Annotated in this window: 20 protein-coding genes and 1 riboswitch; of the genes, 9 read left to right on the top strand and 11 right to left on the bottom strand. The window is 71.4% G+C overall.

Annotation, left to right across the window (positions count from 1 at the left end; genetic code table 11):
• Nucleotides 1–50: 50 nt before the first annotated feature.
• A complete protein-coding gene (locus tag ACFWZ2_RS33735) occupies nucleotides 51–878 on the bottom strand; it encodes a sulfurtransferase (protein ID WP_384552232.1) in 828 nt (275 codons plus the stop codon).
• Nucleotides 879–1,325: 447 nt separating this feature from the next.
• Here ACFWZ2_RS33735 and ACFWZ2_RS33730 point away from each other — a divergent pair, with 447 nt between their 5' ends.
• Nucleotides 1,326–2,051, top strand: coding sequence for a VOC family protein (locus ACFWZ2_RS33730; RefSeq protein ID WP_384552230.1), 726 nt, complete (start codon nucleotides 1,326–1,328; stop codon nucleotides 2,049–2,051).
• A 1-nt stretch (nucleotide 2,052) separates the two neighbouring features.
• Here the strand turns inward: ACFWZ2_RS33730 and ACFWZ2_RS33725 are convergent, their stop codons facing one another.
• The 4 genes from ACFWZ2_RS33725 to ACFWZ2_RS33710 form a co-directional block, all read right to left on the bottom strand.
• Nucleotides 2,053–2,715 (bottom strand): thymidine kinase, encoded by a 663-nt coding sequence (locus ACFWZ2_RS33725; protein ID WP_384552228.1) that lies wholly within the window; start codon nucleotides 2,713–2,715, stop codon nucleotides 2,053–2,055.
• Nucleotides 2,716–2,773: 58 nt separating this feature from the next.
• Nucleotides 2,774–3,964 carry an alkaline phosphatase family protein gene (locus tag ACFWZ2_RS33720; RefSeq protein WP_384552226.1) on the bottom strand — a complete coding sequence of 397 codons (1,191 nt, stop codon included), beginning with the start codon at nucleotides 3,962–3,964 and terminating at the stop codon, nucleotides 2,774–2,776.
• Nucleotides 3,964–4,551 carry a DUF5998 family protein gene (locus tag ACFWZ2_RS33715; RefSeq protein ID WP_384552224.1) on the bottom strand — a complete coding sequence of 196 codons (588 nt, stop codon included), beginning with the start codon at nucleotides 4,549–4,551 and terminating at the stop codon, nucleotides 3,964–3,966. The genes ACFWZ2_RS33720 and ACFWZ2_RS33715 overlap by 1 nt, the downstream gene beginning before the upstream one ends.
• A 72-nt stretch (nucleotides 4,552–4,623) precedes the next feature.
• Nucleotides 4,624–7,452, bottom strand: a complete 2,829-nt coding sequence (locus ACFWZ2_RS33710) for a GNAT family N-acetyltransferase (RefSeq protein WP_384552222.1) — start codon at nucleotides 7,450–7,452, stop codon at nucleotides 4,624–4,626.
• 200 nt (nucleotides 7,453–7,652) lie between these two features.
• Between ACFWZ2_RS33710 and ACFWZ2_RS33705 the strand changes: the two genes are divergently transcribed.
• Nucleotides 7,653–7,934 (top strand): HPr family phosphocarrier protein, encoded by a 282-nt coding sequence (locus ACFWZ2_RS33705; protein WP_030021209.1) that lies wholly within the window; start codon nucleotides 7,653–7,655, stop codon nucleotides 7,932–7,934.
• Between the two features lie 164 nt (nucleotides 7,935–8,098).
• On the opposite strand, the gene ACFWZ2_RS33700 is transcribed toward ACFWZ2_RS33705, so the two are convergent.
• From ACFWZ2_RS33700 to ACFWZ2_RS33685, 4 genes are all read right to left on the bottom strand, one after another.
• Entirely contained in the window at nucleotides 8,099–8,785 is a 687-nt protein-coding gene (locus ACFWZ2_RS33700; protein WP_384552220.1) for a GntR family transcriptional regulator, read from the bottom strand.
• Between the two features lie 208 nt (nucleotides 8,786–8,993).
• Nucleotides 8,994–9,794, bottom strand: a complete 801-nt coding sequence (locus tag ACFWZ2_RS33695; protein ID WP_384552218.1) for a M23 family metallopeptidase — start codon at nucleotides 9,792–9,794, stop codon at nucleotides 8,994–8,996.
• Between the two features lie 12 nt (nucleotides 9,795–9,806).
• Nucleotides 9,807–9,969: riboswitch (cyclic di-AMP (ydaO/yuaA leader) on the bottom strand.
• A 196-nt stretch (nucleotides 9,970–10,165) separates the two neighbouring features.
• Nucleotides 10,166–11,551 (bottom strand): M16 family metallopeptidase, encoded by a 1,386-nt coding sequence (locus tag ACFWZ2_RS33690; RefSeq protein WP_384552216.1) that lies wholly within the window; start codon nucleotides 11,549–11,551, stop codon nucleotides 10,166–10,168.
• Nucleotides 11,548–12,888 (bottom strand): M16 family metallopeptidase, encoded by a 1,341-nt coding sequence (locus tag ACFWZ2_RS33685; protein WP_384552236.1) that lies wholly within the window; start codon nucleotides 12,886–12,888, stop codon nucleotides 11,548–11,550. Before ACFWZ2_RS33685 ends, ACFWZ2_RS33690 begins: the two co-directional genes overlap by 4 nt.
• Nucleotides 12,889–13,108: 220 nt before the next feature.
• Here ACFWZ2_RS33685 and ACFWZ2_RS33680 point away from each other — a divergent pair, with 220 nt between their 5' ends.
• Complete coding sequence (locus ACFWZ2_RS33680) at nucleotides 13,109–15,562, top strand: DNA topoisomerase (ATP-hydrolyzing) subunit A (RefSeq protein ID WP_384552214.1); 2,454 nt, start codon at nucleotides 13,109–13,111, stop codon at nucleotides 15,560–15,562.
• A 10-nt stretch (nucleotides 15,563–15,572) separates the two neighbouring features.
• On the opposite strand, the gene ACFWZ2_RS33675 is transcribed toward ACFWZ2_RS33680, so the two are convergent.
• Nucleotides 15,573–16,703 (bottom strand): CobW family GTP-binding protein, encoded by a 1,131-nt coding sequence (locus tag ACFWZ2_RS33675; protein ID WP_384552213.1) that lies wholly within the window; start codon nucleotides 16,701–16,703, stop codon nucleotides 15,573–15,575.
• 359 nt (nucleotides 16,704–17,062) lie between these two features.
• Between ACFWZ2_RS33675 and ACFWZ2_RS33670 the strand changes: the two genes are divergently transcribed.
• Together ACFWZ2_RS33670 and ACFWZ2_RS33665 are read left to right on the top strand one after the other, a co-directional pair.
• On the top strand, nucleotides 17,063–17,578 hold the full coding sequence (locus tag ACFWZ2_RS33670) for a DUF6082 family protein (RefSeq protein WP_384552211.1): 516 nt from the start codon (nucleotides 17,063–17,065) through the stop codon (nucleotides 17,576–17,578).
• Nucleotides 17,579–17,708: 130 nt separating this feature from the next.
• Nucleotides 17,709–17,945, top strand: coding sequence for a hypothetical protein (locus ACFWZ2_RS33665; protein WP_384552210.1), 237 nt, complete (start codon nucleotides 17,709–17,711; stop codon nucleotides 17,943–17,945).
• Nucleotides 17,946–18,228: 283 nt separating this feature from the next.
• On the opposite strand, the gene ACFWZ2_RS33660 is transcribed toward ACFWZ2_RS33665, so the two are convergent.
• Nucleotides 18,229–19,404, bottom strand: a complete 1,176-nt coding sequence (locus ACFWZ2_RS33660) for a citrate synthase/methylcitrate synthase (RefSeq protein WP_384552208.1) — start codon at nucleotides 19,402–19,404, stop codon at nucleotides 18,229–18,231.
• A gap of 106 nt (nucleotides 19,405–19,510) precedes the next feature.
• On the opposite strand from ACFWZ2_RS33660, the gene ACFWZ2_RS33655 reads away from it, so the two are divergent.
• From ACFWZ2_RS33655 to ACFWZ2_RS33640, 4 genes are all read left to right on the top strand, one after another.
• The gene (locus ACFWZ2_RS33655) at nucleotides 19,511–20,767 is read left to right on the top strand and encodes a citrate synthase family protein (protein ID WP_384552206.1); all 1,257 of its coding nucleotides are present in this window, start codon (nucleotides 19,511–19,513) and stop codon (nucleotides 20,765–20,767) included.
• A 36-nt stretch (nucleotides 20,768–20,803) separates the two neighbouring features.
• Entirely contained in the window at nucleotides 20,804–21,742 is a 939-nt protein-coding gene (locus tag ACFWZ2_RS33650; RefSeq protein ID WP_384552205.1) for a sucrase ferredoxin, read from the top strand.
• A gap of 191 nt (nucleotides 21,743–21,933) precedes the next feature.
• Nucleotides 21,934–23,574: an ATP-binding protein gene (locus ACFWZ2_RS33645; RefSeq protein ID WP_384552204.1), complete on the top strand. Its 1,641-nt coding sequence runs from the start codon at nucleotides 21,934–21,936 to the stop codon at nucleotides 23,572–23,574.
• Entirely contained in the window at nucleotides 23,571–24,248 is a 678-nt protein-coding gene (locus ACFWZ2_RS33640) for a response regulator (RefSeq protein ID WP_384552202.1), read from the top strand. Before ACFWZ2_RS33645 ends, ACFWZ2_RS33640 begins: the two co-directional genes overlap by 4 nt.
• Nucleotides 24,249–24,289: the final 41 nt, after the last annotated feature.

Here is a 24,289-nt window from a genome sequence, read left to right as displayed (position 1 = left end):
CGGGCCACACCGTGTCGGTGTGGCCCCCCTCTCCGTAGGAGTGCGGAAGGCTACTGCGGGTCCGGTCCCGTCGCCACGGGCCGCGCGGGGTCGGCCGACCACTCCGACCACGAACCGACGTACAGCGCGGCCGGAATCCCCGCCACCGCGAGGGCGAGCACCTCGTGGGCGCCGGAGACGCCGGACCCGCAGTACACGCCGATCTCCGAAGTCCCCGACGCGCCCAGCGCCTTGAAGCGGTCCGCCAGCTCGACGGCCGGCTTGAAGCGGCCGTCCGCGGCGACGTTCTCCGTGGTCGGCGCCGACACCGCGCCCGGGATGTGCCCGGCGACGCGGTCGATCGGCTCGACCTCGCCGCGGTAGCGCTCGGCGGCGCGGGCGTCCAGGAGCAGGCCCGAGCGGGCCAGGGCCGCGGCGGAGTCGGCGTCGAGGAGGTCCGTGCTGTTCGGGGCGGGCACGAAGGAACCCTCGGCCGGGGCGCTGCCCGCGCCCTGCTCCAGGGGGCCCGTCCACAGCGCGATGCCACCGTCGAGGACCCGCACCGAGGTGTGACCCGTCCAGCGCAGCATCCACCACACGCGTGCGGCCGCCCAGTTCTGGCCAGTGTCGTACACGACGACGTCCCGCTCCGGAGAGACGCCCACCGCCCGCATCACGGCACCGAAGTGGTCGAGATCCGGCAGCGGATGCCGTCCCGCGGCACCCGCCCGGCCCGTCACATCGGCCTCCAGGTCGACGAAAACAGCAGACGGGAGGTGCCCTTCCAGGTACGCGGAGCGCATGGAGCCCTCCATCTGCCAGCGGACGTCGAGCACGACGGGCGGCTGCTCCCCCGCCAGGTCGCTCGCGAGTTCGGATGCGGAGATGATGGCATTCATGGGCCCCATCCTTGCGCACGGGGTGGCCGCGCCGCCAAGGTCCGGCTACCCTGCTCCGCCGGACGTCGCCCGACCACGGGGCGTACGGAAGCATGCACGCCCCGTACAGCAGACGGACACGGCTCGGCAATCACATGTTCACGGGTGAGAAACCGTATTTCGGGCATCCTCCGCGGGAAGCCGGCCAGTGCGGCGCGGCCGGGACGCGCGGTGCGACAGGTGGTGCGAGCATCTGCACGGGCGCGCATTCGCGCGGCGAGGGTACGCGCGTTCGGAAGCGGAAGCGGAGCGGCCACCGTGAGGGCCGAGGAGAGGTTGACGATGACCGAGGCACGGGCGAATGGGGCCTCCCCGGGACTGAGCTCGTCGGAGTCCTTGGGGCACGGTCCGCGTGACGACGCGGGGACCGGTCGGCACGCACCCGGCGCACCATGCTGGGTGAGCCTGATGGCCCATGGCCTGACGGCGACCCAGGAGTTCTACGGAGCGCTCTTCGGCTGGGAGTTCCGGCCCGGCCCCGAACAGCTCGGTCCCTACGTACGGGCCCTGCTCGACGGCCGTGAGGTGGCCGGCATCGGCCAGCTGCCGCCCGACCGGCACCTGCCCATCGCCTGGACCCCGTATCTGGCGACGGACGACGCGGACGCGACGGCCGAGGCGGTGCGGCACTGCGGCGGCACGGTCGGCGTGGGCCCGATCGACGCGGGCGACGCGGGGCGGATGGCCATCGCCTCCGACCCGGCGGGCGCGGTGTTCGGCATCTGGCAGGCCGCGGGCCACCTGGGCCAGGCGGTCGCCGGGCGGCCGGGCACACCCGCGTGGAACGAGCTGGTGACGCGCGAGACCGCGAGCGTCGTGAAGTTCTACCAGACCGTCTTCGGCTACACCGAGGAGGCGGTGGTCTCGGCCGACTTCGACTATCTGACCCTGCATGTGGAGGGGCGCCCCGTGGCGTCCATGCACGGCGTGGGCCAGGCGCTGCCGCGGGACCGGGGCCCGCACTGGATGACGTACTTCGAAGTCGCCGACGTGGACGAGACGGTGGACCGGGTCGTCGAACTCGGCGGCCATGTCGTCAAGCCCGCAAGGGTCGGCACGCACGGCCGGATGGCGACGGTCGCCGACCCGGAGGGCGCGGTCTTCGCCGTCGTACGGTCGCACCCCGCCGCGTGAGTCAGGGGCGCGCGGGCACCGTGTCGACCGGCAGCACGTCGGGCGAGAGAGCACCGGCGCGCGCGGTCGCCGCGGTCGTCCGGCGCCGGTGGTGACGGCGGCACAGCACCTCGTAACCCACCTCTCCCGGCAGCTGGTTGACGTCGCCGACGACGACCTGGGCGCCTTCGACGACCATCTCGCCGCCTATGGTGCGGGCGTTGTGCGTGGCGCGGGCGCCGCACCAGCAGAGGGCCTCGACCTGGAGCACCTCGACCCGGTCGGCGAGTTCGACCAGGCGCTGCGAGCCGGGGAAGAGCTTGGAGCGGAAGTCCGTGGTGATGCCGAAGGCGAAGACGTCGAGGCCGAGGTCGTCGACGACGCGGGCGAGCTGGTCGATCTGCTCGGGGGCGAGGAACTGCGCCTCGTCGGCGATCACGTAGTCCGCGCGGCCGCCCTGCGTGAGGTGGTCGACGAGGTGCGCGTAGAAGTCGAAGTCGTCGGCCGCCTCGATCGCGTCAGTGACGAGCCCGAGCCGCGAGGACAGCTTGCCCTCGCCGGCCCGGTCGTCCCGCGTGAAGATCATCCCCTGGAGTCCTCTGGCCGAGCGGTTGTGCTCGATCTGCAGAGCCAGGGTGCTCTTTCCGCAGTCCATCGTTCCGGAGAAGAACACCAGCTCGGGCATGGGGAGTTGAGGACCTTTCGGTACGTGCGTCGGTGGGGGTGCCGCGTGGGGCGTACGGCTAGGAGCGTACTTCGAGGAGCGGGACGAGCTGCTCGACGGGGGTCATGGAGCCGTGCATGCCCACCAGGGCGGACTCCTTGGGCTCCTGCTCCGTGGCGATGATCGCGACGTCGTCGTGGGCGGCGGCGATGACATCGCCGATGCGGTCGTACACACGTTGATCAATGTGTGGACCGAACCAGCCCGCGGCGATCGCCTCGTCCCTGCTCGCCACCCAGAACTGCTCGCCGAGCACCTCGCGCCAGACGGTCAGGACGTCGTTCGCGGCGCCGGGCACCGCGTAGACGTGCCGGGCGCGGCCCTCGCCGCCGAGCAGGGCGACGCCGGCGCGCAGCTCCCAGTCCTCGTCGAAGTCGATGCGCGAGGCGTCGTCGAAGGGGATGTCGAGCATGCCGTGGTCGGCGGTGACGTACAGGGCGCTGCGGGGCGGCAGCTGTTCGGCGAGGCGCTGGACGAGCCGGTCGACGTACATGAGCTGGCCGCGCCAGGCGTCGGAGTCGACTCCGAAGCGGTGGCCCTTGCCGTCCACCTCGGCGTAGTACGTGTAGACCAACGACCGGTCCCCTGCGGCGAGTTGCGCCGCCGCGAGGTCCATGCGGTCCTCTCCGGAGAGCCTGCCCCGGAAGGATCCGCCGCTCAGCGCGATCTTGGTGAGCGGGGTGTTCTCGAAGGTCGGCGACGACACCTGCGCGGTGTGCACGCCCGCCGCGTGCGCCTGCTGGAAGACCGTGGGGTACGGCTGCCACTTGCGCGGGTCGGTCCAGGGGTTCCAGCGGAGCTGGTTCATCAGCTCGGCGGTGGCCGGATTGCGGACCGTGTAGCCGGGCAGGCCGTGTGCGCCGGGCGGCAGTCCCGTGCCGACCGAGGCGAGCGAGGTCGCGGTGGTGGCGGGGAAGCCCGCGGTGATCGGCTGTCCGGTGCCGCCGCGCGAGCTCTCGATGAGCGAGGTCAGGAAGGGCGCCTCGGCCGGATGGGCCTTGAGCTGCTCCCAGCCGAGCCCGTCGATCAGGAAGACGCAGTTCCGGTCGGCGGGGGCGAGTTCGGGGATGACGGGCTCGTCGTACCCCGGCACTCCCTGGTGGGCGATGAGCGTGGGCAGCAGATCGGCGAGCGATCCCGTGCCGTACGCGGGCACGGGGGCGGTGTCGAGGGCGAGCGGCTGTACGTCGTCCCAGGCGGGCAGGGACATCAGCGGGCGATGTCCGCGGTCGCCTCGGACAGGGCCTGTGCGAAGGCGAGGGTCTGCCGCACGGCGTCGGGGCCGTCGCCCGCCTCGCTGACGCGCAGGCTGAGGTCGTCGGCGGTCGAGCTGCCGGTGTAGCCGTGGTCCGCCTCGCAGTTGGGGTCGCCGCAGGCGGCGGGCTCCAGGTCGATGCGGGAGACGGCGCCCCAGCCGATGGTCAGGACGACCTCGCGGGGCAGCGACCCGGGAACGTACTTCTCCGGGTTGGCGACGACGCGGCTGACGACGACCGAGGAGATGCGGCCGATCTTGACCGACTCGGTGGAGGTGGTCGCGTACGGCGTCGGGGACGTGCTGTCCGCCGCCTGCTCGTCGGTGTGGCTGACGATGAAGCGCGTGCCGGTCAGGACGAGGACCGTGACGTGCCGACGCACTTCGTTCGCGTCGAACGTGGTCTCCTGGTGGACCAGGTACGACCCGATGGCCTCGCCGCCGATCGCGGCCTCCACCGCCTCGGCCACGAGGGCCGGGTAGTAGCCGCTGCGCTCGATCGCCGCGCGCAGCCCCTGGGTCGTCGTACCGGTCTTTGCCATGCCCTCCATCCTACGGCCCGGCGAGGGGCGCACGATGCCCTGTGGCGCCCCCAGTGCCCGGCGCGCGCGGTATCAGTAGCGGGGGAGCGTGCGCGGCCCGAGGTCGTCGCGGGCGGGCGGCGGCGCGAGCCGCACGGAGGCGCCGAGCACGGAGAGGCCGCGCGGGGCGACGACCACGGGCTCCAGGGAGACGCCGACCACTTCGGGGTGGTCGTCGACGAGCCTCGACACACGCTGGAGCAGCTCTTCGAGGGCAGGGGTGTCGACCGGGGCCGAGCCGCGCCAGCCGAAGAGGAGCGGCGCGGTCCTGATCGACCTGACCAGGGACGCGGCCTCGCGGTCGGTGACCGGGACGAGGCGGTGCGCGGTGTCGCCGAGCAGTTCGGACGCGGCGCCCGCGAGACCGAAGGAGAGCACCGCGCCGGCCGCCGGGTCGATGACCGCGCGCACGACGGTGTCGACGCCGCGCGGGGCCATGCCCTGGACGACCGGCCGCAGCTCGGCGGGCCTTCCGAAGGCGTCGGTCAACTCCTGGTAGGCCCTGCGCAGTTGCTCCTCGTCGGCGAGGTCGAGCCGGACGCCGCCGAGTTCGGCGCGGTGCCGCAGGTGCGGGGCCGTGGTCTTCAGGGCGACGGGGTAGCCGAGCCTGCGCGCCGCTGCCGCCGCCGCGTCGGGATCGGGCGCGGGCAGGGCCTGCCGTACGGGAATGCCGTAGCGCCCGAGCAGTTCGTGGGCGTCTGCCGGGGCGAGGGTGGCACCCCGCGGATCGTCCTCGACGGCGAGCAGCTCGGCGATCCGGTCGGCGGCCCCGCTCTCGTCGATGTCCTCGTACTCGTGCACTTTCCCCGGCTCGGCGGCATCGCGCCGCCACTGCGCGTACTTGACCGCTTCGGAGAGGGCGCGAACGGCCCGCTCGGCGGCGGGGTAGGCGGGGATGCGGTACTGCTCGGCGAGGTCTTCGGCCGCGTCCGCCTCTGCCGGGGGCTCCGTCGTGCCCGTGGTGCGCCGTACCGGTACCGCCGCATCGGGACGGGTGCTGGTGGCGGCGGCCAACGCGGCCGCGAGCCCGCCGAGCTCGACGTGGACCACGGCGACCGGCTTCGCGGAGCAGCGCGCGGCCGCGGCCCGCAGCTCCGTGGCCAGGGTCTCGGGGTCGGCCGCGACCCCGTCCTCGCGCACCCACGGGATCGCGTTGACGATCACCGCGTCGCACGCGTCGTCCGACAGCGCCTCGGCGAGCGCCGCCCGGAAGTCGGCCGGGGTGGCCCCGGTCGTCAGGTCGCGCGGCGGCAGCGGCCGAAGCCCGTCCGCGACGCACGCGTCGTACGTGAGGAGCCCGAGGGACTCGGAGTTCCCGAGGATGCCCACGCGCGGCCCCGCGGGCAGCGGCTGGCCCGCGAGGAGCAGCCCCGCGTCGACCATCTCCGTGACGGTGTCGACCCGGATGACGCCCGCCTGGCGCAGCAGCGCCGACACGGTGGCGTGCGGAAGCCGCGTGGCCTGCACGGCGTGCCCGGTGGGCGCGATGCCGCTGTGCCGGGCGCCCTGCACCACGACGAGGGGCTTGGCGGTCGCCGAGCGGCGCGCGAGGCGGGTGAACTTGCGCGGGTTGCCGATGGTCTCCAGGTACATGAGGGTGACGTCGGTGTCCGGGTCCTCGTACCAGTACTGGAGTACGTCGTTCCCCGACACGTCCGCGCGGTTGCCCGAGCCCACGAACGTGGAAAGGCCCGCGCCCCGCCGGTGCAGCCCGGACAGGAGTGCGATGCCGATCGCGCCGGACTGCGTGAACAGACCGATCCGGCCGCGCACGGGCGCCTCGGGGGCGAGTGAGGCGTTGAGCCGCACCTCCGGAGAGGTGTTGATGACCCCGAAGGCGTTCGGGCCGATGATGCGCATGCCGTACGACCGTGCCTGGCGCACCAGTTCGCGCTGCCGCTCGCGCCCCCCGGCGCCGCTCTCCGCGTACCCGGCGGAGATCACCACGAGCCCCTGCACCCCCCGCTCGCCGCACTCGGCGACGACCTGCGGCACCCGCTCGGCGGGCACGGCCACGACCGCGAGGTCGACCGGCTCACCGGGGTCGATGCCGCTCACGGAGCGGTGGGCGGGCACCCCTTCGACCTCGGCGCCGTCGCCGAACTCGCCGTTCACCGCGTACAGCCGACCGGTGAATCCGGCCTCCTGGAGGTTGCGCAGCACGCTCCTGCCCACCCCGCCGGGGGCGCGGGCCACGCCGACCACGGCGACCGAGCGGGGCGTCAGGAGCCGCTGCACGGACCGCGCCTCGGCACGGTGCTCGCGGGCGCGCTGCACGGCGAGCGAGCGGTCGGTCGGCTCCAGATCGAATTCGAGGCGTACGACGCCGTCCTCGAAGCTGCGCTTCTGCTGGTAGCCCGCGTCGGTGAACACCTTGATCATCTTGGTGTTGGCGGGCAGCACCTCGGCCGCGAAGCGGCGGATGCCGCGCTCCCTGGCGACGGCGGCGATGTGTTCGAGGAGCGTGGAGGCCACTCCCCTGCCCTGGTGGGCGTCCTGCACGAGGAAGGCGACCTCGGCCTCGTCGGCGGGGGCGCTTGCGGCCATGCCGCGCTCGTCGATGCGGTCGTAGCGCACGGTGGCGATGAACTCGCCGCCGACGGTCGCCGCGAGGCCCACCCGGTCCACCTGGTCGTGATGGGTGAAGCGGTGCACGTCCTTGGCGGAGAGGCGGGGGTAGGGCGCGAAGAACCGGTAGTACTTCGACTCGTCGGAGACCTGCTCGTAGAAGCTGACCAGGCGGTCCGCGTCCTCGGCCGTGATCGGCCTGATCCGGGCGGTGCCCCCGTCGCGCAGCACCACATCGGCTTCCCAGTGGGAGGGATGGCCGTGCCGATCCTGCTGATCCGACGGGCTCTGCATGGGGCCAGGGTACGGGTCGCGCGGCCGCCGGGGCCGGGGCAGGCTAGGGAGGGCCGGAAGGCGGCCGGGTGCGGGACGTACGGGCCGGGCAGGTGAGGACGTACGACCGGAGGAGCCCGGGCCTCGGTCCGGCAGAGCACCCGCCCCGGCATGAGACACTGGTCTAGACAAGTGTGAGACACCTGGAAGGGCAGCAACACATGGCTGAGCGCCGCGTCAACGTCGGCTGGGCCGAGGGCCTTCACGCCCGACCCGCCTCCATCTTCGTCCGCGCGGCCACGGCCGCCGGCGTCCCCGTGACGATCGCCAAGGCCGACGGCAACCCGGTCAACGCCGCCTCGATGCTCGCGGTGCTCGGCCTGGGCGCCCAGGGCGGCGAGGAGATCGTGCTCGCCTCCGACGCCGAGGGCGCGGACGCCGCCCTCGACCGTCTGGCGAAGCTCGTCGCGGAGGGCCTCGAGGAGCTTCCGGAGACGGTCTAGGACACGTTCCTTGCAATACGTCGATGGGGTCACCCGGAATTCCGGGTGACCCCATCGACGTATGCGCATGCGCCCGAGAATAAAGCGACACATGAAAAAGGGCACACGAAAAAGAGGTCCGGCACCCCGGATGAAATAACCCCTCTTTGTATACGGCTCCGGTGTTAATTCGGGAGCCCCGCCGTGTTTACGGCATGTTGCAAATCCCTCACGCGGGCTTCCCTCGGTGAATGACGCAATCGATGCGCCCCCTTCGCCCGTTCCGTGTGCGCCGCGGTCAGCGACCTGGCGCGCTCCGCGTCCCCACGGGCGACCGCGTCGACGATCGCCGCCTGCTCCGACCAGGAGTCCGGGGCGGCGGCCGGGGCCTCGACGACGTACATCCAGGCGATCTTGCGCCGGAGCTGGGTCAGCAGCGTGATGAGCCCCGGGCTGCCGGACGCCTGCGCGAGCGTCTCGTCGAACCAGCCCGCGAGGGACCGCAGGTCCTCCCCCTGGCCCCGCCTCGAACGCTCCTGGCCGAGCCTGACCAGGCCGCGCAGGACCTTCAGATGCGCCTCGGTGCGGCGCTGCGCGGCGCGCGCCGCCGCGAGCGGCTCCAGCAGCGACCGGATCTCCAGGAGGTCGGCGGCCTCCTGCTCGCCGGGTTCCGCGACGCACGCGCCCGCGTGCCTGCGGGTCACCACGAATCCCTCGGCCTCCAGGGTGCGCAGGGCCTCGCGCACGGGAACGCGGGAGACTCCGTAGCGCCGGGCCAGGAGTTCCTCGGTGAGCCTGCCGCCCCGCTCGTGGACTCCGGAGACGATGTCGTCCCGGATGGCCGTGCATACCGAGTGCGCGGGAATGCGCATGACCCAACCTCCGCCTTAATCCCCGCGAAACGCGGTCGACCGACGCTCGTTCACCGACTCTATTGCAGGGCGCCGGAATTTCCGACGGCGGGCCGAAATCAATGGATATCTTTTGGCCAAGGGCGGCGCCGGTGGCATGCGTCGGAAACGGCGAAAGCCCCGGCTCGCGGGGAGCCGGGGCTTTCGGGGTGCTACTGAGGGGCGTGGGTCAGACGTTGACGCCGTGCGCGCGCAGGTACGCGACGGGATCCATGTCCGAGCCGTAGTCCGCGCCGGTGCGGGCCTCGAAGTGGAGGTGGGGGCCGCTGGAGTTGCCCGTGGAGCCCGAGAGGCCGATCTGCTGGCCCGGGGTGACCGTCTGGCCGACGGTGACGCTGAGGGAGGACATGTGGCCGTACTGGGTGTACGTGCCGTCGTTCATCTTGATGACCACGTTGTTGCCGTAGGCACCGCCCCAGCCGGCCTCGACGACGGTGCCGGAGCCGACGGCGTGGACCGTGGTGCCGGACGCGGCGTGGAAGTCGATACCGGTGTGGCTGCCGGAGGACCACATGGCGCCGCCGGTCTGGTAGCCCGTGGAGACGTACGAGCCGGTGATCGGGGAGACGTAGGTGTTCAGGCGCTTGCGCTCGGCCTCGCGGGCGGCGCGCTCCTTGGCCTCGCGCTCCTTCTTGGCCTTCGCCTTGGCCTCGGCCTCGGCCTTGCGCTTCTCCTCGGCGGCCTTCTTCTTGGCGGCCTCTTCGGCCTTCTTCGCGGCGGCGGCGTCGTCGGCGGCCTGCTTCTGCGCGGTGGCCTGCGCGTCGACGCTCTCGGCAAGGGAGTCGCCCACGGATATCGCCTGGGTGAGGCCGGTGCTCTCGACGGCCGCGTCGTCGGCGGCGAGCGCCGGAGCGGCCAGGCCTCCGATGACACCGGTGGTGGTGAGCGCTGCGACACCCGCGACGTTCGCGGTGGTCCGCGTGAGGCGGCTCGGACGACGGTGCTTCCCGGTGGCACGGGTGAACGCCATGAAGCGGCTGATCCTTTCCTTCCCTCTCGCCTACCGGGTTAGCTGACGGGTTCGGAGCAGGAAGGTCTCCTACGGGTCCCTCGCCGCACGGCAAGGTGCCCGATTCACCCCAGGGGACATGTGGGTCCCCGGCTCCCCTGGCTCGCGCCGTACGGGGACTCGGCGATGACTGTCCGGTGCCGCGGATGCGACGTGGTGCGTGACGAACAGACGGACCGACGCTAAACGGGGCGTCTTTCAATCGACAAACAGAACTAGCTTTTTGTAGCGCACGCCACAGGGCAGACAGGCAACCTCCATGCGAATTCGGACATATGGGGACCCTGGCGGCCACTTCGGCTGCCAGGGTCCCCATATGTCCTGACTGTCCCTCAGCCCGTGACCACGGTCACCTCGCCGATGCCGAGCGCCCTGACGGGCTCCTCGATCTGCGCGGCGTCGCCGACGAGGATCGTCACCAGACGGTCCTCCGGGAAGGCGTTCACGACGGCCGCGGTGGCCTCCACGGTGCCGGTGGCGGCCAGCTGCCGGTACAACTGCGCCTGGAAGTCGTCCGGCAGGTGCTGCTCGACCTGATCGGCGAGCGTGGCCGCCACGGAGGCCGCCATCTCGTACTTGAGCGGGGCCACGCCCACCAGGTTCTGCACGGCCACGTCGCGCTCGGCATCCGTGAGGCCCTCCGCGGCGAGGGTGCGCAGGACCTTCCACAGGTCGTCGAGCGCGGGCCCCGTGGACGCGGTGTCGACCGAGCCGGTGATGGCGAGCATGGCCGCGCCCGTGCCGTCCGGTGCGGAGCGCAGGACCTGGCTGAACGCCCGTACTCCGTAGGTGTATCCCTTCTCCTCGCGCAGGACGCGGTCCAGGCGCGAGGTGAGGGTGCCGCCCAGGCAGTACGTGCCGAGCACCTGGGCGGGCCACACACGGTCGTGCCGGTCGGCGCCGACGCGGCCGATCAGGAGCTGCGTCTGGACAGCTCCGGGGCGGTCCACGATGACGACACGGCCGGTGTCGTCGGCGGTCACCGGGGGCACCGGGCGCGGCTGGGCCGTGTCGCCCGTCCAGGCGCCGACGGTGTCCGTGAGGACGGCGTCCAGGTCGGTGCCCGTGAGGTCGCCGACCACGACCAGGGTCGCCGTCGCGGGCCGAACGTGCTTCTCGTAGAAGGCCCTTACGGCCGCCGAGTCGATGGCCGAGACCGTCTCCTCGGTGCCCTGGCGCGGACGCGACATGCGCGAGGCCGCGGGGAAGAGCTGCCGGGACAGCTCCTTGGCGGCGCGGCGCGACGGGTTGGCGGCCTCGTGCGGGATCTCGTCCAGGCGGTTGGCCACCAGGCGCTCGATCTCGCTGTCCGCGAACGCGGGGGCCCGCAGCGCGTCGGCGAGCAGGCCGAGCGCCTTCGGGAGGCGCGATACCGGGACTTCGAGCGACACGCGTACGCCCGGGTGGTCGGCGTGCGCGTCGAGCGTCGCGCCGCAGCGGTCCAGCTCGGCGGCGAACTCCTCGGCGGAGTGCTTGTCGGTGCCCTCGTTGAAGGCCCTCGCCATGATCGTCGCCACACCGTCGAGGCCCTCGGGCTCGGCGTCGAGCGGCGCTTCGAGGTGGATCTCTACGGCGACGACCTGCTGGCCGGGGCGGTGGCAGCGCAGGACCGTGAGGCCGTTGGCGAGGGTGCCGCGCTCGGGGGCGGGGAACGCCCAGGGCTTCGCGGTGCCCGCCTGGGGCTGCGCGTGGAACTGCATCGTTGCGGCCTCGGTCACTTCGCCGCCTCCTCGTCGTCTTCGTCTGCACCGGCTTCGGGGGCCACCGGCTCGTACACGAGCACCGCGCGGTTGTCGGGGCGCAGGCGGGCCTTGGCGACCTCCTGGACCTCCTCGGCGGTGACGTCGAGGACGCGCTGGACGGCCGTCAGGGCGAGCTGCGGGTCGCCGAACAGGACGGCGTACCTGCACAGTTCGTCGGCGCGGCCCGCGACCGTGCCGAGCCGGTCGAGCCACTCGCGCTCCAACTGCGCCTGGGCGCGCTCCATCTCCTCCGGAGTGGGGCCCTCCGCGGCGAAGCGGGCCAGCTCCTCGTCGACGGCGGCCTCGATCTCCGGGACCTCCACGTCGCCCGAGGTCTTCACGTCGAGCCAGCCGAGCGAGGGCGCACCGGCGAGCCGCAGCAGGCCGAAGCCGGCCGCGACCGCCGTACGGTCACGGCGCACCAGGCGGTTGTAGAGCCGGGAGGACTCGCCGCTGCCGAGCACGGTGAGCGCCAGGTCCGCCGCGTCGCACGCGCGCGTGCCGTCCTCCGGCAGCCGGTAGGCGGCCATCAGGGCGCGGGCCGGGACCTCTTCCTCGACGACCTCGCGCAGCTCCTTGCCGATGCGCTCGGGCAGGGAGCCGTCGCGCGGCGGCTGCTTGCCGTCGTGCGAGGGAATCGACCCGAAGTACTTCTCGACCCAGGCGAGCGTCTCTTCCGGGTCGATGTCGCCGACCACGGAGAGGACGGCGTTGTTCGGCGCGTAGTACGTACGGAAGAAGTTGCGCGCGTCTTCCAGGGTGGCCGCGTCCAGGTCGGCCATCGAGCCGATCGGCGTGTGGTGGTACGGGTGCCCCTCCGGGTAGGAGAGGGCAGTCAGCTTCTCGAACGCCGTGCCGTACGGGACGTTGTCGTAGCGCTGGCGGCGCTCGTTCTTGACGACGTCGCGCTGGTTCTCCATGGACTCCTCGTCGAGCGCGGAGAGCAGCGAGCCCATCCGGTCGGCTTCCAGCCACAGGGCCAGCTCGAGCTGGTGGGCCGGCATCGTCTCGAAGTAGTTGGTGCGCTCGAAGCTCGTGGTGCCGTTGAGCGAGCCGCCCGCGCCCTGCACCAGCTCGAAGTGGCCGTTGCCGTGGACCTGCTTGGAACCCTGGAACATCAGGTGCTCGAAGAGGTGCGCGAGGCCGGTACGCCCCTTGACCTCGTGACGGGAGCCGACGTCGTACCAGAGGCAGACCGCGGCGACCGGGGTCAGGTGGTCCTCGGAGAGCACCACGCGCAGGCCGTTGGCCAGCCGGTGCTCGGTCGCTGTCAGGCCGCCGGAGCCGGCCTCGGCCGTGGCCGTGTGACCCATGGGCATGTACGTCCCTTCGATCGCTAAAACATTGCTGGTTCTGCCAGTCCTGCCACTGTATGCAAGCGAGCCGACACCCGAGGAAGTTCCCGGTCCGCCCTCGGCGTAGTCGGGCGATGACGGCGCCGGAGCACGGGTCGTGGTCGGCGTTGTCAGTGGGACAGTCCACAATGGTCGGCGTCAGAACCCGCACTTGCTTGGTGAAGGAGCCGCAGCAGCGATGGCCCGCCGCAGCACGAAGACCCCGCCGCCCGACGACTCGTTCGAGGAGAAGATCCTCGACATCGACGTCGTCGACGAGATGCAGGGCTCCTTCCTCGAGTACGCGTATTCGGTCATCTACTCCCGCGCCCTGCCGGACGCCCGCGACGGCATGAAGCCCGTGCAGCGCCGCATCGTGTACCAGATGAACGAGATGGGCCTGCGCCCCGACCGCGGCTATGTGAAGTGTGCCCGCGTGGTCGGCGAGGTCATGGGTAAGTTGCACCCCCACGGCGACGCGTCGATCTACGACGCCCTGGTGCGCATGGCCCAGCCCTTCTCGATGCGCCTGCCGATGGTCGACGGCCACGGCAACTTCGGCTCGCTCGGCAACGACGACCCGCCGGCCGCCATGCGGTACACCGAGTGCAAGATGGCCGACGCCACCTCCCTGATGACGGAGTCGATCGACGAGGACACGGTCGACTTCACGCCGAACTACGACGGCCAGGAGACGGAGCCGACCACCCTCCCGGCGGCCTACCCGAACCTCCTGGTGAACGGCTCGTCGGGCATCGCCGTCGGCATGGCGACGAACATGCCGCCGCACAATCTCGGCGAGGTCATCGCCGCCGCCCGGCACCTGATCAAGCACCCGGGGGCCGACCTCGAGACGCTGATGAAGTTCGTGCCGGGCCCCGACCTGCCCACGGGCGGCCGCATCGTCGGCCTGAGCGGCATCAAGGACGCGTACGAATCCGGCCGCGGCACCTTCAAGACCCGCGCGACGGTCTCCGTGGAGAACGTGACGGCGCGCCGCAAGGGCCTGGTCGTCACCGAACTGCCCTTCACCGTCGGCCCGGAGAAGGTGATCTCCAAGATCAAGGACCTGGTCGGCTCGAAGAAGCTGCAGGGCATCGCCGACGTCAAGGACCTCACCGACCGCGCGCACGGCCTGCGCCTCGTCATCGAGATCAAGAACGGCTTCGTCCCCGAGGCCGTCCTGGAGCAGCTGTACAAGCTGACGCCGATGGAGGAGTCCTTCGGCATCAACAACGTGGCGCTGGTGGACGGTCAGCCCCTCACCCTCGGCCTCAAGGAGCTCCTCGAGGTCTATCTCGACCACCGCTTCGACGTGGTGCGCCGCCGCAGCGAGTTCCGCCGCGGCAAGAAGCGCGACCGGCTGCACCTGGTCGAGGGCCTCCTGGTCGCCCTCCTGGACATCGACGAGGTCATCCGCCTCATCCGCTCCAGCGAGAACTCCGCGCAGGCCAAGGAGCGCCTGATGGAGCGCTTCTCGCTGAGCGAGGTCCAGACGCAGTACATCCTCGACACCCCGCTGCGCCGCCTGACCAAGTACGACCGCATCGAGCTGGAGTCCGAGCGCGACAAGCTCAACGGCGAGATCGACGAGCTGACCGGCATCCTGGAGTCGGACACCGAGCTGCGCAAGCTGGTCTCGGCCGAACTGGCCGCCGTCGCCAAGAAGTTCGGCACGGACCGGCGCACGGTGCTCCTGGAGTCCGCGGGCACCCCCGTGGCCGCGACGTCCCTGCAGGTCGCGGACGACCCGTGCCGGGTGCTCCTGTCGTCGACGGGCCTCCTGGCCCGTACGGCCAACGGCGAGCCCTTCGCCGAAGGCGACACCAAGCGCGTCAAGCACGACGTGATCGTCTCCGCCGTTCCCGCGACGGCCCGCGGCGAGGTCGGCGCGGTCACCTCCGGGGGACGCCTGCTGCGCCTCTCCGTAGTGGACCTTCCGCAGCTGCCGGAAACGGCGGGCGCACCCAACCTCTCCGGAGGAGCGCCCGTCGCGGAGCTGCTCTCCCTGGAAGGGGACGAGAAGCTGATCTGTCTGATGACGCTCGACGAGTCCTCGCCGGGCCTTGCCCTCGGCACCGAGCAGGGCGTCGTCAAGCGCGTGGTGCCCGACTACCCGTCCAACAAGGACGAGTTGGAGGTCATCACCCTCAAGGACGGTGACCGGATCGTCGGCGCCGCCGAGCTGCGCACCGGCGAGGAGGACCTGGTCTTCATCACGGACGACGCGCAGCTGCTGCGCTACCAGGCGTCCCAGGTCCGCCCGCAGGGCCGCCCCGCGGGCGGCATGGCGGGCATCAAGCTCGCCGACGGCGTGAAGGTCATCTCCTTCACCGCGGTGGATCCCGCGGTGGACGCGGTCGTCTTCACGGTCGCGGGCTCGCGCGGCACGCTCGACGACTCGGTGCAGACGACGGCCAAGCTCACGCCGTTCGACCAGTACCCCCGCAAGGGCCGGGCCACGGGCGGCGTACGCGTCCAGCGGTTCCTGAAGGGCGAGGACTGCCTGAGCTTCGCCTGGGCGGGCCCGACGCCCCCGCACGCGGCCCAGCGCAACGGCTCACCGGCCGAGCTCCCGGAGATCGACCCGCGCCGCGACGGATCGGGCGTCTCTCTGGCGAAGCCGGTGGCGGCGGTGGCGGGCCCGGTGTGATCGGGCCGCGCTAGCGCCCCAGGTCCGCTTCCTGCTCCGGTGCTTCCTGGACGTATTCCTGCTCCGGTGATTCCTGGACGTACCGCAGTACGCCCCACATGCCGTGTTCATCGGCCTGTGGGGCGTCCTCACGACAGGCTTCGAGCTCCTTCTCCAGGGCGGGTACGTCGATGCCGGACCCGATGAGTACGAGCTGCGTGAGGCGTGGCTCGCCCGGACCCCACGGCTCCGGGTAGAAGCGCAGAAACCGCCCCACGGCGTGCACCGCGTACCGGTTCCCCGGGTCGGACGGGCCGAAATCGACGTACCCCTTGATGCGGTAGAGCCCTTCGGGCCTGCTGTCGAGCAGGGCCATCAAGGGGCGGGGCCCCAGGGGCACGTCGGAGGTGAAGGAGAGGCTTTCGTAGGCGGAGTGCAGGTGGTCGTGGTGACCGCAGCGGCCGTCCGCGCAATCACCGTCGGCCTCTGAAGCGCCGTCGCCGTCCCGAAGATCGTCGAAGGAGAGCTGTCCCACCCTCTCCCCCACGGGCGCGCGGTCGAAGAACAGCTCCACGTCGACGCGCCCATAGGAGGCGGCGACCACGGACGCGCGCCCCGCGAGCCCGCGGACGGCGCCGAGCACGCGCTCACGCTCCGCGTCGGGCACCCGGTCGGCCTTGTTGACCACGACGAGATCGGCGATGCCCAGATGCCGGTCGACCTCGGGGTGCCGCTCCCTGGTGGCGTCGAACTCGGCGGCATCGACGACCTCGACGAGCCCGCCGTACACAATGTGCGGATTCTCGCTGGCGAGGAGCATCTTCACGAGCTCCTGCGGCTCGGCCAGCCCGCTCGCCTCGATGACGATGACGTCGATCCGCGCGGACGGCCGGGCGAGGCGCTCCAGGTACTCGTCCAGCTCGCTCGCGTCCACCGCGCAGCACAGACAGCCGTTGCCGAGCGAGACGGTGGAGTCCCCGAGCTGCCCGGCGACCGACATGGCGTCGATCTCGATCGAACCGAAATCGTTGACGATCGCCCCGATCCGGGTGCCGCCACTGCGGTGCAGCAGATGGTTGAGCAGAGTCGTCTTTCCGGAGCCCAGAAATCCGGCGAGAACGACGACCGGGATCTGCTGCTTGTTCACGTGGGCCTCTCGCATCGACGCTCGTTCCCGTCGCGCCGGATCCCGTCGGGCCTCGTCGGACCTCATCGAATCCCGTACGACGATTGAAGACCGCCCCAGGATATGTGTGCGTGGAGGGGGCTTGGAGTGAACGATTGTTAGCGGCGCTCGCGGGGCACACATTGTGCACGGCGCCCGGATGTGCGACCACTGCTTCCTTCCGTGCGCCTCCTCTCCGCCTCCCCGCCGATCAGAGCCGCTCGGCACCCTGGGAGACGGCAAGCGCACCGCCCATCGCTCGCCGGTCCGCTCCCTGTCGACCCGCACCGACGACCGGCGGAGGGTTGCCCGATTCGGGGGTTGACATGGCCACACAGAATATTTGGATACGGGGGGTGGGTCCGGCCGCGGTGGCGGGGCTCTCGTTCGCGACCGGCATCTGGGCGCTGCTGGCCGCCCAACAGCGGAGGTACGAGGAACTGCGCTCACGGATCGACCGCCTGGAGCAGACCCAGAACCGTCCCGCCGAACTCGCCCAGCAGCAGCGGCTTCAGTTCTACCTGCTCAGCAAGGCAATGGACGATCCCGACCTGGCTGCCGTGCTCAGCACCGTGGAGGCGCCGCCCACGACACGGCGCCAGTACCTCTTCGCCAACGCCCTGTACACAAACGCCCTTCTCGCCTACCGCGTCGGGGTCGTCAATTGGGAAGAGCTGCACGGGCATCTTCGGGTGATCTGCCGGAACCCGGTCTTCCGTGAGTACTGGGAGGCGACCCGTCACCATCGGGCAAGCCTCGGAGACTCGTCGGACGAGTCCAGGGTGGGCCACATGATGGACGGCCTCATCCGCGACCTCGAAGACCCGGACACCGAAGAGTGGTGGGTGGTGGGCGAACCTCCGCCGGAGTAAGGGCCTGTCAACGGGCTAACACCCCTACGGGTAGGACCAGTTGGAGCAAGAGGCGTAAAGAGCACGGTCCCCAAACGGTTAACGTGACCCCGTTCGCGCCCCTACTGTTCCAACAAGGACTGGGATTCCCTTGAAGATCGTGCGTCGTATCGGTGTGCCCCCACGCGCCAGAGGCAGTCTCTCCGGGGAGACATGCCCCGACATCTTCGAGCTGGCCGACGGCAACTTCGCGGTGATCGGCACAGAGGCAACAGATGTGCTCGACAGCGAGCTGCCGTCCGATGCCGCACGTGCCGACTACGAACGGATCGTGGTGGTCAGCCGTGAAACCCTCATCCGCGCCAAGGCCGACATCCCGGATGCGTGAGCAGCGACATGGCCCTCCAGGACATAACTGACGTCATTACGGCAGTAGGAACGTTGCTGATCGGTGCGGGTGCGACTGTCACAGCCGTGATGGCCATCCGCAAGAGCCGCAGCGACTCGCCTCCCGGTCCCGCCGGTCCGCCGCAGGATCCGACCGATTGACGGCCCAGGAAGGCTGATCGAAAGGTCCGACACCCCTCGGTGCCGGACCTTTCTCACACCTCACGGCCGCGCGGGTACCGGAACCAGCGGCTCACGGCCGCGTGGGAACTGGAACCAGCGGCTCACGGTCGCGCGGGTACCGGAACCGGCGGTACCTCCCCCACATAGCGCGCCGCGGGCCGGATGATCTTTGAATCCTCCGCCTGCTCCAAGATGTTGGCGCTCCAGCCGACCACCCGCGCCGACGCGAACGTCGGCGTGAACATCTCGCGCGGCAGCCCGCACAGCTCCATGACGACCCCGGCATAGAACTCCACGTTCGTGTGCAGCTCGCGCCCCGGCTTCAGCTCGGCGAGGATCGCCTCCACCTGTCGCTCCACCTCGACCGCGAACTCCACCATGTCGCCGCCGAATTGCTGCGCGATGCCCCGCAGCATGCGTGAGCGCGGATCCTCCGTGCGGTAGACGGGGTGGCCGAAGCCCATGATGCGGTCGCCCGCGAGGACCCGCTCACGGATCCAGCCGTCGATGCGGTCGGGCGTGCCGATGGCGTCGAGGGTGTCGAGGGCCCGGCTCGGCGCCCCGCCGTGCAGTGGACCGGAGAGCGCACCGACGGCACCCACCAGACAGGCCGCCACATCCGCTCCGGTCGACGTGATGACCCGCGCCGTGAAGGTTGACGCGTTGAAGCCGTGATCAATGGTCGAGATCAGATACTGCTCGATCGCGCGGGCCCGGGCGGGATCCGGCTCCGAACCGGTCATCATGTAGAGGTAGTTGGCGGCGTACGACAGGTCGTCACGCGGCTCGACGGGCTCGAGGCCCTGCCCGAGCCGGTACAGCGCGGTGAGCAGGGTCGGCACCACGGCGGACGCGGCCAGGGCGTCCGCGCGCCGCCGGTCGCCGTCGATGTCGTACACCGGACGGAAGCCCTTCGACGCCCCGAAGAGCGAAAGGGCGGTGCGCAGCCCGGAGAGCGGCCCGGACAGCACGCTGGCACGGGCTATCGCGGGCAGGGCGTCACGCACCTCGTCGGGCAGGTGCCGCAGCAGCGCGGTCTGCGCGGCGAAGGCGGCACTCTGCCCGGCGTCCGGCAGCTCGCCGTGGAACATCAGATGCCATACGTCCTCGAAGCCGCGGCTCTGCGCGAGTTCGACGGCCGAGTACTGGCGGTAGTGGTAGAAGCCCTCGTACCCCCTGACGTCCCCGATTGCGGTCTCGGTCACGACGACACCGGCGAGCCCTCGTGGGACCTCGACCGGCTCGGCGGGGGTGGCGGCGGAGCCATTGATCGGCATGTTCTTCCTCGACTTCCTCCCTGGACTTGATTCGACTGTCCATGCTTGACTGAAGTCCTGTCAATATTGATCCAATCAATATAAAGAAGCGGATACGGTGACGCCTATGACGGATCAAGGAGCCACGCAGGACCGGCGGCTGACCACCAAGGAAGCCGCCGAGCTGCTCGGCGTGAAGCCCGAGACCGTGTACGCGTATGTGAGCCGCGGCCAGCTCAGCAGCAGCCGCGGCGCCGGCTCACGGGGCAGCACCTTCGACGCCAAGGAGGTCGAGGCGCTGGCCCGCAGGAACCGACGGGAACCCGCCGCCCCGACCACCGCCAACGAACTCTCCGTACGCACCCGCATCACATTGATCGACAAGGACCGCTACTACTACCGCGGCGTCGACGCGGCACAGCTCGCCCTGGCCCACTCCTACGAACAGGTGGCCGAGTGGCTGTGGACCGGCGTGCTGCGCCCCGGCATCGGCTTCACCGCCCCCAAGGAGACCCTCGTCACGGCCCGCCGTGCCGTCAACGCGCTGCCCGAGCACAGCGGGCCGACGGACCGCCTGCGCGTCGCCGCCATCTCCGCCGCGGCCGCCGATCCGCTCCGCTTCGACCTCTCAGAAGAAGCCGTCATCGGCACCGCACGCTCCCTGATCCCCACCCTGGTCGCCGCGCTCCCGCCGGTCCTGTCCGGCCACCGGGACGAAGGACCGCTGGCGCGACGCCTGTGGGCGCGGCTGACCGGCCGCAAGCCCGACGCCGCCGCGCTGCACGCACTGGACACCGCCCTCGCGCTGCTCGTCGACCACGACCTCGCCGCGTCGACGCTCGCCGTCCGCGTCGCCGCCTCCGCCCGCGCCCACCCCTACGCGGCGGTCTCGGCCGGACTCGGCGTCCTGGAGGGCCCGCTGCACGGCGCGGCCAGCGGTCTGGCCCACCGCATGCTCCTCGACGTACTCGACCGGGGCAGCGCGACCCCCGTAGTGGCCGATGAACTCCGCGCGGGCCGCCGCGTTCCCGGCCTCGGCCACCGCCTCTATCCCGGCGAAGACCCGCGCGCGCAGGCGCTGTTCGCCCTCCTGGAGGAGATGCCGTCGGCAGGCCCCGCTCTCGCCGCGGCCCGCGACGTCGTGGCCACCACCGCCCGCCACACGAACCTGCACGCCAACGTCGACCTCGCCCTTGCCGTCCTCAGCACCTCCTCGGGGATGCCCGCGGAGGCGGGCGAGACGATCTTCGCGGTGGCCCGTACGGCGGGCTGGATCGCGCACGCCCTGGAGGAGTACGACGAGCGGCCGCTGCGGATGCGCCCCAGCGGCCAGTACGTGGGGCTGCGTCCCCCACAGCCCATGCCGTCCTTCGACGAGGCGTGAACGGCCGAGGACGCAGAGCGGGTTAGGCTCGCCTGCGTGAGTACGTGCGCCACCGCCTCGCGGGACCTGAACGAGCCTCTCGCGGGGACCGCGGCCACCGCCAGGACATGGCTCCTCCTTGAACAGCCGGGCCCCTGGGGCGCCAAGGCGCTGACCTCCAGCCATCTCGACCCGGAGGTCGGCCGCGCCCTGGAGAAGGCCGCCGAGGGCACCGGCGTACGCATCGCCCTCATCCGCCGCCCCGGGCGGCACGCCGACTGCCACGCACCCACCCGGCACCAGGTGTACGTCGCCCACACCGCACCGGGCCGCAGCTGGCTGCGCGGTCAAGTGATCGACGACCCACGGCAGTTGCTGGACCTGGACTTCCCTGCCCTCGGCAGCGGCGACCACGGCGGCTTCGGCACCCCGCACACGGGAGCCCCGCTCGCCCTCGTCTGCACCAACGGCAAACGCGACCGCTGCTGCGCCCTGCTCGGCAGGCCCCTCGCCGCCGAACTCGCCTCGCTCGGCGAAGAGGGCGCCTGGGAAGTCACCCACCTCGGCGGTCACCGCTTCTCGCCGACGCTGCTCGTGCTGCCGTACGGATACGCGTACGGCAGGACCGGGGCGCAGGCCGTCAAGAAGATCCTCGAAGCCGTACGCACGGGCCGCGTGGTCACCGAAGGGTGCCGCGGCAGTTCCGCCTGGGAGCGCCCTGGACAGGCCGCCGAGCTCGCGGTGCGCACCTCGACGGGCGAGGACGCCGCGGGGGCCCTGAGCGTCGTGCACACGGACGGCGCGGCCCCTCGCTGGCAGGTGACCGTCGCCCACGCCGACGGCCGCCGCTGGCGGGTCGTCGTCGCCCAGGGCGCCTCGCTGCCGCCCCGCCCGGAGAGCTGCGGCGCGGCCCTCGCGTCCCCGGCGCGGATGGACGTGGTGACCGTGCGGGAGATCACGCACGAGGCGACGCGGAAGGCCACACTCACTCCGTAGCGCGCTCCGTGGTCACCCCGTAGCTCACTGCATGACCACTCCGTAGAGCGATGCATGATCACTCCACAACGCGGTCCATGGAGCGACAACGCGATCCACGAAGCGCATCACCGGCTACGGAGACCTCGTCCACGAGATCCCCGCCACAGTGACTACGGAGTAGCCCGCCCGCCGCCGTACCGTTCGTATCCATGAGCCCGACCTCCCCTGCGCGACGCCTCCGCCTCGGCCTGCCCCGGCGCGTGTTCTCGCAGGTCCTGCTGATGCAGCTGGCGATAGCCGCCGGGGTCGCGGTGCTCGCCACGGGGCTCTTCCTCGCGCCGCTCAGTGATCAGCTCGACGACCAGGCGATGCGCCGCGCGCTCGCCATCGCACAGACCACGGCGGCCCAGCCACGCATCGCGGAGGATCTGCAGTCCTCGCCTCCCGCGCCGGACGGACCCGTGCAGACCGCGGCCGACCGGATCCGCCGGGCCAGTGGCGCCGAGTACGTCGTGATCATGAACAAGGACGGGGTGCGCTGGTCCCACACCGACCGGGACCAGATCGGCAAGGTCGTCTCGACCGATCCCAGCGACGCGCTCGCGGGCCGCGATGTCATGGAGATCGACAACGGCACCCTGGGCCGCTCCGCCCGCGGCAAGGTGCCGTTGCGGGACGCGGAGGGGCACATCGTGGGCGCCGTCTCCGTAGGCATCGAATACGACAGCGTGCGCGCCCGCCTGGTGCACTCCATCCCCGGTCTGCTCGCCTACGCGGGAGGGGCGCTCGCGGTCGGCGCGCTCGCCGCGTACCTGATCTCCCGAAGGGTGCAGAAGCAGACCCGCGACCTGGCCTTCTCGGACATCTCCGCCCTGCTCGCGGAGCGCGAGGCCATGCTGCACGGTATCCGCGAAGGCGTCGTCGCACTGGACCGAGGGGGCAGGATCAGGCTGCTCAACGACGAGGCACAGCGCCTCCTGGGCCTCGACGGCGAGGCGATCGGACAACCGCTGGATGAGGCACTCGGCGCGGGCCGCACGACCGACGTGCTCGCCGGCCGCGTCACGGGCACCGACCTGCTGACGGTGCGCGGTCAGCGCGTCCTGATCGCCAACCGCATGCCCACCGACGACGGGGGCGCCGTAGCCACCCTGCGCGACCGCACGGAGCTGGAACAGCTCGGCCGCGAACTCGACTCCACCCGCGGCCTCATCGACGCCCTGCGCGCCCAGGACCACGAGCACGCCAACCGCATGCACACGCTCCTCGGCCTGCTCGAACTGGAAATGTACGAGGAGGCCGCGGAGTTCGTCGGCGAGGTGGCGGGAGCGCACCGGGTGACCGCGGAACAGATCACCGAGAAGATCCACGACCCGCTGCTCGCCGCCCTCCTGGTCGGCAAGGCCACGGTCGCCGCGGAGCGCGGTGTGGTCCTCGCGGTGCCGCGCGACACCGCGCTGCCGGACCGGCTCGTCGATCCGGGCGGCCTCGTCACGATCGTCGGCAATCTCGTCGACAACGCCCTCGACGCCGCCGCAGGCACCCGCCACGCACGCGTGGAGGTCGCTTTGCGCGCCGAGGGGCGCGCCGTCGTCCTACGGGTGCGCGACACCGGCCCCGGAGTCCCCGCCGAGCAGCGCGAGACGATCTTCACCGAGGGCTGGTCCACCAAGGAGCCCCCGGCCCACGGAAAGCGCGGCATCGGCCTCGCCCTGGTCCGCAGGCTCGCCGAGCGGCAGGGCGGCAGCGCCCGGGCCGGCGAAGCCCCCGAAGGCGGCGCCGAGTTCACCGTCGCCCTGCCCGAAGCCCTCACCGAGCCCGAGCTCGCCACCCCGGAGGAAGCACGATGATCGAGGTCCTGGTCGTGGACGACGACGTCCGGGTCGCGGACGTCAACGCCGCCTACGTGGCGAAGATCCCCGGCTTCCGGGTGGCCGCGAAGGCCCACAACGCCGCCGAGGCGCTGCGGCTCGTCGATGACATCCCCGTGGACCTGGTCCTGCTGGACCACTATCTGCCCGACGAGACGGGCCTTTCGGTCGTACGTACGTTGCGTGAGCGCGGCCATCAGACCGACGTGATCATGGTGACCGCGGCGCGCGATGTGGCCACGGTGCAGGCAGCGATGCGGCACGGCGCCCTCCAGTACCTGGTCAAGCCCTTCTCCTACGCGGGCCTGCGCGCCAAGCTCGACGCGTACGCGACCCTGCGCCGCACCCTGGACGGCGGCGGCGAGGCCGAGCAAGCCGAGGTCGACCGGATCTTCGGCGCCCTCTCGGCGACCCCTGCGCCCGAGCTGCCCAAGGGGCACTCCCCCACCACGGCGGAGCTGGTACGCCGGGCACTGATGGCCGCTGAAGGGCCGCTCTCCGCCCAGGAGTTGGCGGACCACACACGACTGAGCCGTCAGACGGCACAGCGCTATCTGAAGCTCCTGGAGCGCGCGGGCCGGGTCAGGCTGAGCCTCAAGTACGGCGACACGGGCCGCCCGGAGCACCGCTACGAGTGGGCGGCGAGCGGCTGAGCGGATGCGGCCCGAAGGCGCGCGGGGAACTGCGCGACCAG

It is taken from the genome of Streptomyces sp. NPDC059002 (genome assembly GCF_042740435.1).
GTDB lineage: Bacteria > Actinomycetota > Actinomycetes > Streptomycetales > Streptomycetaceae > Streptomyces.
This window is presented reverse-complemented; position numbering and strand designations above follow the sequence as displayed.

What these genes read in the sequence shown, in the direction of transcription:
- ACFWZ2_RS33655 (WP_384552206.1), top strand. Translation starts at nt 19,511, where the DNA reads ATGACGGATCAAGGAGCCACGCAGGACCGGCGGCTGACCACCAAGGAA.
- ACFWZ2_RS33675 (WP_384552213.1), bottom strand. Translation starts at nt 16,703, where the DNA reads ATGCGAGAGGCCCACGTGAACAAGCAGCAGATCCCGGTCGTCGTTCTC.
- ACFWZ2_RS33735 (WP_384552232.1), bottom strand. Translation starts at nt 878, where the DNA reads ATGAATGCCATCATCTCCGCATCCGAACTCGCGAGCGACCTGGCGGGG.
- ACFWZ2_RS33640 (WP_384552202.1), top strand. Translation starts at nt 23,571, where the DNA reads ATGATCGAGGTCCTGGTCGTGGACGACGACGTCCGGGTCGCGGACGTC.
- ACFWZ2_RS33645 (WP_384552204.1), top strand. Translation starts at nt 21,934, where the DNA reads ATGAGCCCGACCTCCCCTGCGCGACGCCTCCGCCTCGGCCTGCCCCGG.
- ACFWZ2_RS33685 (WP_384552236.1), bottom strand. Translation starts at nt 12,888, where the DNA reads ATGGGTCACACGGCCACGGCCGAGGCCGGCTCCGGCGGCCTGACAGCG.
- ACFWZ2_RS33730 (WP_384552230.1), top strand. Translation starts at nt 1,326, where the DNA reads ATGGCCCATGGCCTGACGGCGACCCAGGAGTTCTACGGAGCGCTCTTC.
- ACFWZ2_RS33680 (WP_384552214.1), top strand. Translation starts at nt 13,109, where the DNA reads ATGGCCCGCCGCAGCACGAAGACCCCGCCGCCCGACGACTCGTTCGAG.
- ACFWZ2_RS33715 (WP_384552224.1), bottom strand. Translation starts at nt 4,551, where the DNA reads ATGGCAAAGACCGGTACGACGACCCAGGGGCTGCGCGCGGCGATCGAG.
- ACFWZ2_RS33695 (WP_384552218.1), bottom strand. Translation starts at nt 9,794, where the DNA reads ATGGCGTTCACCCGTGCCACCGGGAAGCACCGTCGTCCGAGCCGCCTC.
- ACFWZ2_RS33705 (WP_030021209.1), top strand. Translation starts at nt 7,653, where the DNA reads ATGGCTGAGCGCCGCGTCAACGTCGGCTGGGCCGAGGGCCTTCACGCC.
- ACFWZ2_RS33720 (WP_384552226.1), bottom strand. Translation starts at nt 3,964, where the DNA reads ATGTCCCTGCCCGCCTGGGACGACGTACAGCCGCTCGCCCTCGACACC.
- ACFWZ2_RS33710 (WP_384552222.1), bottom strand. Translation starts at nt 7,452, where the DNA reads ATGCAGAGCCCGTCGGATCAGCAGGATCGGCACGGCCATCCCTCCCAC.
- ACFWZ2_RS33660 (WP_384552208.1), bottom strand. Translation starts at nt 19,404, where the DNA reads ATGCCGATCAATGGCTCCGCCGCCACCCCCGCCGAGCCGGTCGAGGTC.
- ACFWZ2_RS33700 (WP_384552220.1), bottom strand. Translation starts at nt 8,785, where the DNA reads ATGCGCATTCCCGCGCACTCGGTATGCACGGCCATCCGGGACGACATC.
- ACFWZ2_RS33725 (WP_384552228.1), bottom strand. Translation starts at nt 2,715, where the DNA reads ATGCCCGAGCTGGTGTTCTTCTCCGGAACGATGGACTGCGGAAAGAGC.